The sequence below is a fragment of the Streptomyces sp. DSM 15324 genome (genome assembly GCF_001514285.1).
Lineage (GTDB): Bacteria > Actinomycetota > Actinomycetes > Streptomycetales > Streptomycetaceae > Streptomyces.
Genome location: NZ_KQ949030.1, coordinates 96,291 through 109,695 on the forward strand (window position 1 = coordinate 96,291; position 13,405 = coordinate 109,695).

The following is a 13,405-nucleotide window of genomic DNA, read 5'->3' on the forward strand; positions in this document are numbered from 1 at the left end:
TGAACACAGAGCTGGTGCTCAGACGGCTGCGATAGTCCATGCGTTGTTGGTGCTGGAGTTCGGCGTCCACATCACCGTGGTCGAGCCGGCGGTGGTGCTGCCGCTGCCGTCGAGAGCCGTTCCGGTGCCCCGATTGACGATCTGGTAGCGATTGCCACCGAGACTGGTGAGCGACCACTGCTGGTTGTTGCCGCCGTTCCAGGCCTGCTGGCGGGCGGGGGCGCCGTTGGCGGAGTTGCCGTAGCTGTCGGCGACCATGCCGTTGGTGCGGTTCACGATGCGGTGGTAGCCGTTGCCGAGGTCGATCAGCTGCCACTGCAGGTTCGTGCTGCCGTCGTAGTTCCACTGTTTGAGGTTGGCGCCGGATGCGACGTTGCCCCCGCTGTCGAGGACCAGTCCGCTGGTCGCATTGGCGATCTTCACCCAGGTCGTGGAGCCGCCCGGCGCGCCCAGGACGGGGATCTCACCGGAGAAGGTGAGCTTGACCGTGTACGCCAGGGCGCTGAACGGCGGGTTGGACGAGGGCATGGTGAGGTGCAGGCCCGCGGCGTCCTGGGTCGGCGCGGGCAGGTCGATGTATGTGCCGGCGGTGTTGTTCAGCAGTTCGGCACCGGTCAGGCTGCTGAGGTTGATCTGCTGGGAGTTCAGGGTCGTGATGGTCATGGTCCCGCCCTGCCAGCCCAGCGCGGTGGCGTAGAGGACCTTGTTGTCCCGGCTGCGGGTGAACCGTATGTCCTGCGGTTTGCCGGCCACCGGTCCGCTGAACGAACCTCCGCCCATCTTGGTGGGGCCCTCGCCGTAACTGGCCCAGGAGCGGGTGCCGTAGACCGCCTCTCCGAAACGGCTGAGCCAGTCGCCCATGGCGAGCAGGATGGACTGCTGTCCGGAAGGGATGGTGCCGTCGGCCATCGGAGCGATGTTCAGGAGCATGTTGCCGCCCTTGCTGACCCGGTCGATCAGCGAGTGGAGCAGTGCCTGGGTCGAGTAGTAGCCGATGCCCACCGTGTAGCACCAGCTGGAGGAGGAGATGCTGTCGTCGGTCAGCCAGTAGGGGGTGAGCAGCCCCGCCGGGCCGCCGCGCTCGAAGTCGAAGACCTCTCCCTTGTTGTTGAGGCCGTCCTTGTAGGTCGCGACCACGTCCTTGTTCCACGCGACGGCCTGGTTGTAGTAGTGCGCGAGGAACTGGAGCCGGTAGGACTCCTGCACCAGGTGCAGGTCGAAGTCCTGCCAGACCAGGTCCGGCTGGTAGCCGTCGATGACCTCGACCAGCTTGTCGTACCAGAGCTTGTTCTCCGCCGCCGAGCCCTGCTGGCCGTAGAGGATGCGGAGCGTGGGGTCCGACTGGGACGGCACGTGGTCGTAGTAGCCGTTGAAGTTGTAGGCGTGGTGCAGCGAGGCCATGAACTTCAGCCCCTGCCCGCGGATGGCCTGGGCGTGCAGTCCCACGAGGTCGAGTTTCGGGCCATGCTGGACCGAGTTCCACGGGTTGGAGCGGCTGTTCCACATGGAGAAGCCGTCGTGGTGTTCGGCGACCGGTCCGGCGAATCTGGCGCCCGCGGCCTTGAACAGCCGCGCCCAGGCCTCCGGATCGAACCTGCCGCCCTGGGAGACGAGTCTGGGGGCGAACTGCACGTAGTTGCCGGCCTTGTCGCGGGCACCGTCGATGAAGTTGTGGTATGGCCATGCCGAGGGGTCGCCGTAGGTGGCGATGTGGTGGCGGTTCTCCGCCGAGCCGCCGATGTACATGGTGCGCGGATACCACTCGTTCCCGAAGGCTGGGACGCTGAAGACGCCCCAGTGGTAGTAGATGCCGAACTTGGCGTCCTGGAACCAGGCCGGGGCCGGGGGATGCTGATCCACTGAGGACCAGCTCGCGGTGTAGCTTCCGGGGCCGTCGGTCGCGGCGGCCCGGGGGGCGAACCGCAGCAGGCCGAAGGCTGTCGCCGCGCCGGCCGCCGCCAGCAGTCGGCGTCGGCTGAGCGGCAGGGAAGAGGAAGACATGGAAGGGGGCCTCTCGGGGGAACGACACGGGAGATCGGGGAGTTGGCGACGGTCAACCGGTCGCCGGGTCAGTCGCGCCTCCACTTCTGGCCGCTGCTGCCGTTGCAGGTCCACAGCTGCAGCAGGGTGCCGTTGGCCGTTCCCGCGCCGGTGGCGTCGAGGCACAGGCCGGACTGGACACCGGTGATCGTGCCGTCGGCGTGGTACGTCCACTTCTGGTTGCCACCGCCGGTGCAGTCCCAGATGTCCACCTTCGTACCCGGGGTGGTTCCCTGGCCCGCGGCGTCCAGGCAGTCGCTGCCGTAGACGCGCAGCTCGTCGGCCTGGGTGTTCGTCCACTGCTGGTTGCTGCCGCCGTTGCAGTCCCACAGCGCCACCTGGGTGCCGGCCGTGTGCGACTGGTTCGGTACGTCCACGCACCGGCCCGAGGCGACTCCGACGATCGCGCCGGTCGTACCGCCGTCGTTTCCGCCGCTGCCGGGGGTGATGGACAGGTTGTCGAACTGGGCCGTCTCTCCCTGGCTGGTCCCGTAGCCGATCTGCCCGGTCGCCCAGGTGCGGTCGTTCGCGGAACCGACCGTGGCACCGTCGACGACCGCGGTGATCGTGGTACCGGAGAAGGTGAGGCCCAGGGTGTGCCACCGGTTGGTGCCCAGCGCGGCGGTCGTGCCGCGGGCCAGGGTGGAGACGGTGCCGTTGGTGTTCGAGTTCAGGATCGACCAGGCCCCGGTGTCGCTCACCCGCAGGCGGTAGGCGTTCTGCCCTCCGCCACGGTCGTAGTCGTGGCCGCCCGCACGGCCGATCAGTTCGACGTATCCGGGCTGTTCGAGCAGCGCGTCCGACGAGAACGTGTAGTTGCCCCAGCCCACGTCACCGAGCAGGGCGTGCGGATCGGTCAGGGAGTCCCAGGTGATCGGCTTCTGCGGGCTCATCTGGCGCACGCACTTTCCGCTGCGGCCGCCGCCGCAGCCCACCGCCTCGAAGGCGCCCTGCCAGTCCATGAGGTATTTCGCCTCGGTGCCGATGGCGTAGCCGTCGAAGGAGTCGCTGTACGGCAGCTTCATCGCGCCCTTGGCAGGACCGGTTGCGGTGCCCTTACCCTGGCCGGTGGTGGTGGTCAGGGTGTACATGTGGCCGGGCTGGACGGTCAGGCTGAAACTGCTGCCGGACGGGGTGATGTCCGTGGCGTGCACGAAGTGGTCGGCCGGGTTGCCGGACCTGACGTCGGTGGACCAGACGTGGACGGTCCTGGTCGACAGCCCCCCGGTGACGTTGAAGTTCAGTGTCCGAGCGCTGCCGGCGTCCATCGTCTCGATGATCGTGGAGTAGTCGGAGTTGTTGGTGGACTTGAGTGAGACGTAGCTTCCGTTGTTGCGGTCGCCGTCGATGTAGCCGCTGGAGGAGTCGAGGTAACGCCACCCGGGCGCGGTGAACTGGCTGGTGTGTGCCATCACCCAGGTGTTCTTGCCGATCGCGTAGGAGCCGGACCACGGCTGCGAGGCCAGGGCGAGGCCCATGGTGGGGTACGGCAGGTTGGGTGTGAGCGCGGCGACCACCGGCCAGTTGAGATAGGCGGTCATCCGTCCGTCGATGTAACCGCGGTTGATGCCGCGGGCCACGGCCTGTGCTCCCCCGTTGTAGTCGTCCGAGCCGTTCTCACTCGCCCACAGGGGCTTGCCGGACGTGATGGCGGCCTGCGGCACCGAGCAGTTGGACTGCGACGACCGGTAGCCACAGGGATAGTGCGTGCCGATGGCGCTCACCGCGGACGCGAACCCCGGGTTGGCGTTGATGTCGTTCGCCACGGCCCAGTCCGAGTCGGCCGCGACGATCTTGACGCTGCCGTAGCCGTTGCTGTTGAGCGCGCCGCGCAGCTGCTGGTACCAGGAAACGTTGTAGCCCCGCTCGTTCCACCCGCCGAGGTAGTCGATGCTCAGCCCGTGCTGCTTGGCGCACCCCAGCCACGAGAGCGCGTAGTTGACCATGTCGGTGGACCAGAAGTTCCCGCCACCGATCCAGCCGGGCGCACCCCAGGCGAGCCCGTACAGCTTGATGTCGGGGTTGCGCGCTTTGGCCTGCTCCATCAGCCACCATTCGTAGCCCCGGTCGCAGTTCAGGTCGGACCGGGTGTGCTGGTGACTGGGCTCGGCTCCCGAGGTGGAGTTGGTGTCGCCGCCGATCTCCGCCTTGAGCATCTGCAGGGAGGCGCCGTAACCGGGCTTGAAAAGGTAGTCGAGGATCTGGCCGCGCTGGGGCTCGGGATAGTCGATCAGGAGTCTGCTGTTGCCGCCCCCGCCGCTGATCGCGCCGACGCCGTCGAAGGTCCGGCCGCCGGACGCGCCGTTGATCGTGACGGAGGTGGCGGCCTGGGCCGGCCCGGCGGCCGTGCCCACGATGCCGCCGGCGGTCAGGAGGAGGCCCGCGAGCACGGCCGTCGAGGCGCGCAGGCGCCGGAACAACCGCCTGAATGCTGACACGGTGGGTTCCTTTCGCAGGTCGGGGGTGTCCCGCGGCCGGTTGTGGCGGTCCGGCCGCGGGACCCGGTGGCAGAGAGGTCAGCGGACGAGGAAGTCCTGGTTGGTGCCCGGCGCGTTCTTGCACGGCCGCTGGTCCGGTTGCCGGCCCGCGTTGCCGTCGGCGTCGTGGACGTCCGGGCACGGACCGCTGGGGACCGCGGCCTCGGGTGTGAAAGGAGCTCAGCGGTAGCCGGCGGCGGTGATGTTGGCCTGCACCGCGTTGTCGGTCGCGTCGGAGGGGTAGCCCGCGACGATGGCTCCTTCGTAGAAGGTGCCGGCGCTCAGGTTGGCGCCGCCGCCGGGCTTGCAGCAGTCACCGCCGCTCCCCAGGACGATGGCTCCTTGTTTCTTCATGGGGCTGTATCCGCCGGGAAGTCCGCCGTCCCACAGGGTGGTCAGGCCGCCGGACTGCGCGTTGCCGCCCTTGAGAGCGAACCTCGACGTCCCGTTGTTCTTCAGCATCGCGGTCACGAACTTGCTGGGAAAAGCCCGCTGCCTTGGGTTCCAGGACTGGCTGCCGCCGGAGTACAGGCCCCACTCGAGATCGGCCTGCACCCAGGGACCGCTGTCGGCGCAGCCGCCGAACCAGCACTCGGTACCGAAGTTGATCGCGTCCATCGCCCCGGCGGCGTCGGCCTTCCGGGTCGTCTCACTGTTGCCGTAGTCGAAGCAGCAGCCGCCGTTCACGTGGGTGCCGCTGGTGACCATGTACGCCCCTTCGGGCGCGGCACCGGTCGGCACACCCGTCAGGTGACCGTCCCGCCAGTAGCTGTTCCCGGGATTGATGTACAGCGAGTACGCCTTGGTGCCCCCGGCGGTCAGCGACTCGGAGGTCGCCTTCGCGGGGCTGCTCTGACTCGATCCGGGAACCTGGGCCGATCCCTGGTACCACAGGTCGTTGCCGTGCCCTGACTGGTCGCGGACAACCGTGATCACGCATGAGGTACCCGCACAGAACGAGTCCTGCGCCGCCGCGTCGGCGAAGCCGCCGGGCGCCAGTACGCCGATGTCCCGGGTCGTGTTGTCCGAGGAGCGCCTGACCTGGTATAGGGCGCCGCTGTACGAACCGTAGAGCGCCCGCACCGTGCTGTGCGCGGCCACGCACGGTGTTCCGCCCACGGAGTAGATGTCGCACGGGCCCGACCCGCCGGGCGGAGGCGGAGGTGCCGGGGTGCTCCACCTCTGGTTGCTCTGGCCGTTGCAGGTCCACAGGATGACCGCGGTGCCATTGGCCGTGCCGGCCCCGTTGACGTCCAGACAGAACCCGGACGCCGCACCGGTGACGGATCCGTCCGGGTTCTGTCGCCACACCTGGGTCGGCCGCCCGTCGCACGACCGGATGACCACCGGGGCTCCGGGTGTCGTCCGGTTGTCGTAGGCGTCCACGCACCGGGTGCCGCTCATCGTCCTCAAAGCACCCCCCGACGTGAACTCGAACGCCTGATTGACCCGGTCGTTGCAGTCCCAGATGTCCAACGCCGTTCCCGGCGTATCGAGGTTGCCCTTGACGTCCAGGCATCGCCCCGACGCCGAGCTCACCAAGGTCGCCGCCGACGCCGGTGCCGGCCAGGACGGAGCGGTCGCCAGCAGCATGGCCAGCAGTGTCATCACGCATACGGTGGCGGCCGCCGGTAAGCGTCGTCCGGGAGCTGCAGGGCTCCGGGGCGGCACGGATGAAGGCTGCATTCTGTTCCTTGGATGTGTGGGGGAAGGGACAGAGAGTGCCGTACCTGTCAGAAGGTGCCGGGACACCCAGAGCATCCACAGGAAACCCTCAGACATCCCATGCCGATAGTGATTCCACACGCCTCTGACCCTGTCAATAGGCGTTTTCCGCCCACCTGAGCCATATCCATCCCATGTCTATGGATGGTTGGGCCGCTGTGACGGCATGGCGAAACCGCGTCCCGGCGACGGCGGCCGTGCCGGGCGCGGGTGTTCGTTCCGTACGCCGAAGGCGATTCAGTGGGTGGCGCGCACGCTTGGCGCCGATCACCTCACCTGAGGTCCGGGTGCCGGTCGGCGCCGTGGATGGAGTCCCGGATCCGGACGGGGGCCCCGTGGGTACTCTGCCCGGCGGGAGCCTCCAAGCGCCCGGCCGGAGGCGACGTTGGTCAAGGTGCGCGGACCGTCGCCGTTCCGGCTCGCCCGTCGGCGCTGGTGCGCACGCCGCCATCGGCATCCCGAATCTCCGTCCGCGTGCCATGGCCGGGCCTCCCCGCGTCCGCTGCCGTGCCGAAGTACCGGCCGTGCCCAGCGTGCCGGAAGCCGCGTGAGCGGACGGGGCCGATGCGTCGGCGAGCCCCGGGTGAGGTGCCGGCCGGCACACCGGTGGCCGAGGTCTGAGACTTGCGGCGACGGGGCTCTCCGGGCCAGGGCATGAAGGATCAGTCTCCTTGCGGTCGGGCGAGAGGGAACCTTCGGGCGATCGGGCCGGGCGTCGGGAAGATCCCGGCAGGTACCCGCCGGGTGCCCGCGGACGCCCGCATCCGGTGACGAATGGCCGTGACCGACGCTGAGCCGACACGGGCTGGACCCTTTCAGGTCAAGGCCCGCACCGACCGCCGAAGCCACCGCTGCAGTCCCGGCCACCCGTCGGACGCCCCCCACCGTGGTGGGCGCGGCCGCCGGACGTGGCGCCGTCGGCGTGCCGGCGACGAACACGGCTGCGGCCCCCACCCGGGCGGAGGCTTTCACCCGGGAGCCGGGCGAGCGCGCCCGCGAAGAGACGGGTGCCCCCTCCGGTGAGCGGGCCGGACCGTCCCGGCACCGCACCCTCACGAACAACCGTTTCACACCGTCGCGCGCGGACAGCAGGCGCTGTCTTGTACGCGTGTTTCCCATCTGATCTCCTACCGTGTCGGCGCAACCCGATCGGATCGTGGCGTGGCGCCCATGCGGAAGCGCTTGTGGTGCCGTGGGCGTGAGATGACAGAGAGGTTTCGGGGGGAGACGGTGCTCCCGGCTCCGCGGGCTGTCAAGGGGTGCGGACCCCCCTGCGGCGAACCTTGTCGCGGAATCGATTCGACGGCTGATTCCAGCGCTTCGGGACGGAACAGGGCACCCGAACCGCTCCGGGGTGGAGGCGGGCGGACGGCGGTGTGACCGCCCGCCCTGCGAACGTGACCGGCCTCATGGCTGCTTCCGACGGGCGGGCAGCTCGCGCGGTAGATCGCTGGTCATACCGGTGAGCAGGGAAGGAAGCCGCCGAACCCGCGGGGCTGTGGGCCGGTTCCGAGGGCACTGCCCGGAAGCGGCGCAGACCCCGGTGCGCGCTTCCGGCACCGCTTTCGCCGCGCGGTCGCCATTGCCCCCAACCCACCGGTCGTGCCATTTCGTCGAAGCGCTTGCGCGGAATCGGTTGCCTCCACACCGTCCGGTGTACGTGAGACGGAAACGCGTGCGGGTGCCCGCCGCCCCGACGCCGTCCCCCCGGCTCATGACATGCGGGCGCGCTTCGTCCGCCGGGGGCCCGCCACGCGCCGGCCCGCCGCATGCGCCGCCGGGCACCTGCGTGCTCGTACCGCCCCATCCGCAGGACGCTCCGAGCGCGCCCACACCAACCATGCCAGCTCCAAGATCACCGGCAGCTTTTCCATCGGCAGGCCCCTCCCCCGCTGCTTGCCTGCCCTGACCTGCGCAGTCCCAGATAGGTACTGGCACAGCCACCGGCCCGCAGCCGACGTTCTCACTGATCGACGGCTGATCCCCATGCAACGGGCCACTCCACCCCATCAAACAGGCCGCCCTCACCCAGCCCATCGCCAGATCCCGACCAGCCCATCACCGTCACCCTCGCCCGCTGAACACGGGACTGGCCCGTCACCACGGGGAGAGCGACGGGCCAGAACCTTCGTCCACAGTGACATACGCCGGTATCGAGCCCAGGCAACGTCGCCGAAGGAGCGGGGTGGCAAGGCTCGCTCTCATTCACCAGTTCCTTGCCCGGTTCGACCAGCGCGCCACCACCACCCTCCTCGCCCTGGTCGCCCTCGTGTGCGACGTCGGCACCGACCGCGACATCACCGGTCCCGGCCCGACGGGCCCGCCATCCGCTGGCTCGATGGTGAACACACCGTCCGCACCTGCTGGCGGACCGTGGTCCCCCATCGCCAGCACCGCGTACACGGCGGAACGCGACCCCTTGTCAGGGTCATGGCCCTCTTCTACAGTCCCGGATACAGAGACTATGGGAGCGCTCCCACAAGGGGTGCTCCAGCGCTCGCTCCCCTCACTCCCCTCACTCCGAGAGGAGTCCCACACGAACGTCACGGCGCCCCGTCACGAAGAAGGCGGATCCCCCCATGCAGCTTCTTTCGATCCACCGCTCGCCCGCCCGAAAGCGCCTTGCTGTGTTGCTGGCAGCGCTTTGCTGTGCCGCGTTACCCGTCGTGGCCGCGGCCGCCCAGCCGCCCGTCGCGAGCGCCGCCGCCGCTGAGGTCTTGGGCAACGCGACCCACTTCAACGGGCTCGGGAGCCCTTACGGCGGCTGTGGTCTGCCGCAGCGCGAACTGGACAGCCAGGACTTCGTGGCGCTCAACGTGTTCGACACACCCGGCGACTACTCGGGCTCCTACCCGCGCCCAGTGCCGGACTCAAAGGCACCGATCAAGGGTGCCTTCGACAACGGCCGCAACTGCGGCCGCTGGGTCAAGGTCACTATCGGGGACTACTGCTCCGGCACCAACGACGGCGCCCCTGGCCAGCCCTTCTGCCGCAACGGCTCCTGGGTGGCCGACAAGTACAACGGGGCCACCCTGACCATGCTCGTCGCGGACAGCTGTGCCGATTCCAACGCCTGGTGCCGGGACGACCCGAACCACCTCGACCTGGCGACCGATTCCCTCAACCGCTTCCGGATCAACGGCACCCCCGTGGGGGCGATGTACCCGGACCACTGGAACAACCGTCATGTCTCCTGGAGCTTCGTCCCGGCCCCGGACTACAGCGGCGACATCCGTATCGGCTTCCTCAGGGGAGCCCAGCGGTACTGGCCCGCCATCGCCGTCTCCCATTTGCCCAACGGCGTCCACGGCATCCAGTACCTGGCGAACGGCACCTGGACCGACGCCACCATGAACAGCGACATGGGGCAGTCCTATGTAATCGGCGCGACGGCCTCCGGCGGAAGCGACTTCACCATACGGATCCGCGACGCCGCCGACGCCTGGCTGGGCGGCGGCCGTACGTACTCCTTCTCGCTGCCGTCAGGCTGCGCGGGAGGCTGCTCGCAGGACTACACCGCCGTCCCTTACACCACTGACACCTCCGGAGGGACACCGCCTCCCACTCCCGCGCCGAGCCCCTCCGGCAACACCGCCTGCACGGCACAGTGGAAGCTGACCGGCTCATGGCAGGGCGGGTACCAGGCCGACGTCACGGTCACCAACACCGGGTCCCGGCCGGTCACCGGCTGGTCGGTGCACCACACCCTGCCGGGCGGTGTGACCGTGGCGAACCGCTGGAACGCGGTGGTGGATCCGTCCCGCCCCGCCACCACCGTGCACAACGCCTCGTACAACGGCTCCCTGGCGCCGGGCGCGTCGACGACCTGGGGCATGACGCTCAACGGCGACGACCGAGACCTCGGCACACTCCTCTGCACCGCGTCCTGACTCCCGCGAGAGAGTGATCACGGCATGACTTCATTACGCGTGCGCCGCCACCGGCTGCCTCTGTGGGCATTGGTGATGACCGTGGTGGCGGTTGCCCTTCCCGCCATCGCGACGTCGCGCGCACAGGGCGCGCCGACGGGCTGCACGGTCACGTACACCACCAACGAGTGGTCCGGCGGTTTCACCGCCCAGATCCGCGTCACGAATCTCAGCGCCGCCCTGAACGGCTGGCGGCTGGAGTGGGCCTACGGCGGCGACCAGCAGGTCACGTCCGCCTGGAACGCGCAGGTCACCCAGTCGGGCAGCGTGGTGACCGCCGTGAACGCCGCGCACAATGCCGTGCTCACCGCCGGCGGGTCCGTGGACTTCGGTCTCCAGGGCACCTGGCGCACCGCCGACCCCGCCCCCACCGCCTTTACCCTCAACGGCGCTCCGTGCGGCGGAACCGCGACTCCCACGCCGACGCCGACGCCGACATCCACGGCGCCGGCTGAATGCGCCGGGGCCGGGGCGACGATCTGCTCCGACTTCGAGGACCAGAGGGGCACCGTGCCCTCGGGCGACTGGCAGACCACGGCACCCGACTGCCAGGGAACGGGGAGGGTCAGCGTCGACACGTCCGTCTCCTACAGCGGCACCAGGTCGCTGCGCGTCGACGGCGGCGCCGGCTACTGCAACCACGTCTTCGCAGCCTCCACCCGCGATCTGTCCTCCGTCGGGCCCGTGGTGTACGTGCGGATGCGGGTCCGGCACACCACCGCCCTGCCCATCAACCATGTCACTTTCGTGTCCATGCCGGACGCCTCGCAGGGCGGTAAGGCGCTGCGCGTCGGCGGGCAGAACGGCGCGCTGCAGTGGAACCGCGAACGCGACGACGCGACGCTGCCGGAACAGAGCCCGGCGGGTGTCGCGCTCAGCACCCCGCTGGCGACCGGCCGGTGGCTGTGCCTGCGGTACCAGCTCGACACCACCGCCCAGTCCATGCGCACCTGGGTCGACGACCAGGAGATCGCCGGACTCCACGTGGACGGGGTGCCGACCCAGAACGTCGACGGGCAGTGGCTCGCCCGCAGGACCCCTCCCCGCCCCACCGGCCTGCGCCTGGGCTGGGAGGGCTACGGCACCGGGGACGACACTCTCTGGTTCGACGACGTGGCCCTGGGCTCCTCACCGATCGGCTGCTGACGCCCGCATGGACGTGCCGGGACGACAGGATCTGAACGCGCGGCAGTTGTTGATTCCTTGAGCCGTACGGCGCTCAGCACCCGCCTGGTGGACCGGTCAGCTGCAGGCCCTCGGCGTGGGCCCTGGCTCACCCGTCCGTCGATCAGATGGGTATCGACCTCATCGATCCCTTACGCAACAAGGAGACCAGGTGAAACGTCGTCACACCTTAATGGCCACTGGAGCCGCCGGTGCACTGATCCTGGGTGGCCTTGCCCTCGCCACCCTGCCCGCATCGGCAGCCGCCACCGGCTGCTCGGTCGCTTACAAGGTGCACAGCGAATGGCCGGGAGGGTTCACCGCGGACCTGGACATCACCAATCTCGGCTCCCCCGTGCGAGGGTGGACCGCGACGTTCGACTTCCCGAACTCCGACCAGAAGGTCACCAACGGCTGGAGTGCCACCTGGGCACAGTCCGGAACCCACGTGTCCGCCACCAACCTCGACTGGAACGGGACGCTGGACACGGGCGGGTCGGCGTCCATCGGGTTCAACGGTGCGTGGCAGGGCGCCAATCCGCAACCCGCATCGGTTGCGCTCAACGGCGTGACCTGTACCGGCTCGGTGACATCCCCGACCCCCAGCCCCACCACCACTCCGACCGGCGGTCCCAGCGGTCCGGCCCCGGAGCTGAAGGTTTCCGGCAACAAGATCGTCACCGCGAGCGGCAAGCCGTACCGGCTGCTGGGCGTGGACCGCTCCAGCGGTGAATACGCTTGTGTTCAGGGCAAGGGACTGTGGGACGGCGGCCCGGTCGACCAGGCTTCCGTCGACGCGATGAAGACCTGGAACATCCACGCGGTACGTGTGCCCTTGAACGAGGAATGCTGGCTCGGCCTCAACGGCTCGCCCAAGGGGACCGCTTACCAGCAGGGCGTCAATGATTACGTCAACCTGCTGGTTGCCAATGGCATCACCCCGATCCTCGACCTGCACTGGACGCGGGGCGCCTATACCAACGGGCCGGACTGGCACTGCAAGGACGCCACCGCGACCTGCCAGAAACCCATGCCGGACGCGCAGTACGCCCCCCAGTTCTGGACCGGTGTCGCAGGCGCCTTCAAGGGCAATGACGCCGTCGTCCTCGATCTGTTCAACGAGCCGTACCCGGAGATCGCCGCCGGCTGGGACAAGACCGTCGGCTGGCAGTGCTGGCGCGACGGCGGCACCTGCACGGGCCTCCCGTACGAGACGGCCGGCATGCAGGACCTGGTCGACGCGGTCCGGGCCACCGGCGCGACCAACGTCCTCATGCTGGGTGGCCTGGAATGGGCCAACGACATGCGCGAGTGGCTGACGCACATGCCGACCGACCCGCTGAACAACATCGCCGCGTCATGGCATTCGTACAGCTTCAACGCCTGTGTGACAGTGTCCTGCTGGGACAGCCAAGTCGCGCCGCTCGCCCAGCACGTGCCCGTCGTCATCGGTGAGTTCGGCCAGGACAATTGCGGCTTCGACTACATGCAGCAGTTGGTGGACTGGGCCGACGCGCACAACATGAGTTATCTCGCGTGGACCTGGAACCCCTGGGGATGCAGCAGTGGTGGCGTGCTCATCAAGGACTGGGCGGGCACCCCGGAACCCGGCGTAGGAGAGGGGCTGAGGGCCCACCTGATCAGCCAAGCCCCCTACCCGACCCCATAACCGAGTGCCCAGATTCTCGCCCGGGTCGTCGACGGCGCACCGGCCTGTGCGGAGATCGTGCTCGGTGGCCCACCGCCGCTGGGTTACAGCTGCTCGTCTAGGTTCTGTCTCCTCGGCCAGCGTCGTGCCCAGCTGAGGATGGCGGCGAGGTGGAGTGCGGCCTGGTAGGCGATGACGAGTTTGTCGCATCCTAGGGTCCGTCTTCAAAGATCATCCGGGTGGGAGATCATGGTGTTGTGGTACGTCGTCATGAACTCACCGACCAGGAGTGGGAGTTACTCGCTCCGCTGATACCCCGGGCCGCGACAGGGCGGCCCCGCGTGGAGGACCGGCAGGTCATCAACGGGATGGTCTACAAGATCCGCACCGGGATCTCCTGGCGTGACCTGCCGGAACGCTAC

7 protein-coding genes are annotated in these 13,405 nt (G+C 68.9%); 4 read left to right on the forward strand and 3 right to left on the reverse strand.

Annotated elements, in window-relative coordinates:
• Positions 1-18: 18 nt before the first annotated feature.
• From AQJ58_RS24700 to AQJ58_RS24710, 3 genes are all read right to left on the reverse strand, one after another.
• A complete protein-coding gene (locus AQJ58_RS24700; RefSeq protein WP_067253635.1) occupies positions 19-2,001 on the reverse strand; it encodes an alpha-L-fucosidase in 1,983 nt (660 codons plus the stop codon).
• 68 nt (positions 2,002-2,069) lie between these two features.
• Entirely contained in the window at positions 2,070-4,478 is a 2,409-nt protein-coding gene (locus AQJ58_RS24705; protein ID WP_067253638.1) for a ricin-type beta-trefoil lectin domain protein, read from the reverse strand.
• A gap of 219 nt (positions 4,479-4,697) precedes the next feature.
• The gene (locus AQJ58_RS24710) at positions 4,698-6,125 is read right to left on the reverse strand and encodes an arabinofuranosidase catalytic domain-containing protein (RefSeq protein ID WP_067253641.1); all 1,428 of its coding nucleotides are present in this window, start codon (positions 6,123-6,125) and stop codon (positions 4,698-4,700) included.
• A gap of 2,834 nt (positions 6,126-8,959) precedes the next feature.
• Here AQJ58_RS24710 and AQJ58_RS24715 point away from each other — a divergent pair.
• From AQJ58_RS24715 to AQJ58_RS45995, 4 genes are all read left to right on the forward strand, one after another.
• Positions 8,960-10,132: a cellulose binding domain-containing protein gene (locus AQJ58_RS24715; RefSeq protein WP_234360277.1), complete on the forward strand. Its 1,173-nt coding sequence runs from the start codon at positions 8,960-8,962 to the stop codon at positions 10,130-10,132.
• 24 nt (positions 10,133-10,156) lie between these two features.
• The gene (locus tag AQJ58_RS24720) at positions 10,157-11,317 is read left to right on the forward strand and encodes a cellulose-binding domain-containing protein (protein ID WP_420712182.1); all 1,161 of its coding nucleotides are present in this window, start codon (positions 10,157-10,159) and stop codon (positions 11,315-11,317) included.
• 211 nt (positions 11,318-11,528) lie between these two features.
• On the forward strand, positions 11,529-13,004 hold the full coding sequence (locus AQJ58_RS24725) for a cellulase family glycosylhydrolase (protein WP_067253648.1): 1,476 nt from the start codon (positions 11,529-11,531) through the stop codon (positions 13,002-13,004).
• A 236-nt stretch (positions 13,005-13,240) separates the two neighbouring features.
• Positions 13,241-13,405, forward strand: a 165-nt coding sequence (locus AQJ58_RS45995) for a transposase (protein WP_159056290.1), incomplete at its 3' end; no start/stop codon positions are given.

Excerpts from the sequence above, each read along its gene's own strand:
- AQJ58_RS24700 (WP_067253635.1), bottom strand. The coding sequence starts at position 2,001 with ATGTCTTCCTCTTCCCTGCCGCTCAGCCGACGCCGACTGCTGGCGGCG.
- AQJ58_RS24710 (WP_067253641.1), bottom strand. The coding sequence starts at position 6,125 with ATGACACTGCTGGCCATGCTGCTGGCGACCGCTCCGTCCTGGCCGGCA.
- AQJ58_RS24720 (WP_420712182.1), top strand. The coding sequence starts at position 10,157 with ATGACTTCATTACGCGTGCGCCGCCACCGGCTGCCTCTGTGGGCATTG.
- AQJ58_RS24725 (WP_067253648.1), top strand. The coding sequence starts at position 11,529 with ATGGCCACTGGAGCCGCCGGTGCACTGATCCTGGGTGGCCTTGCCCTC.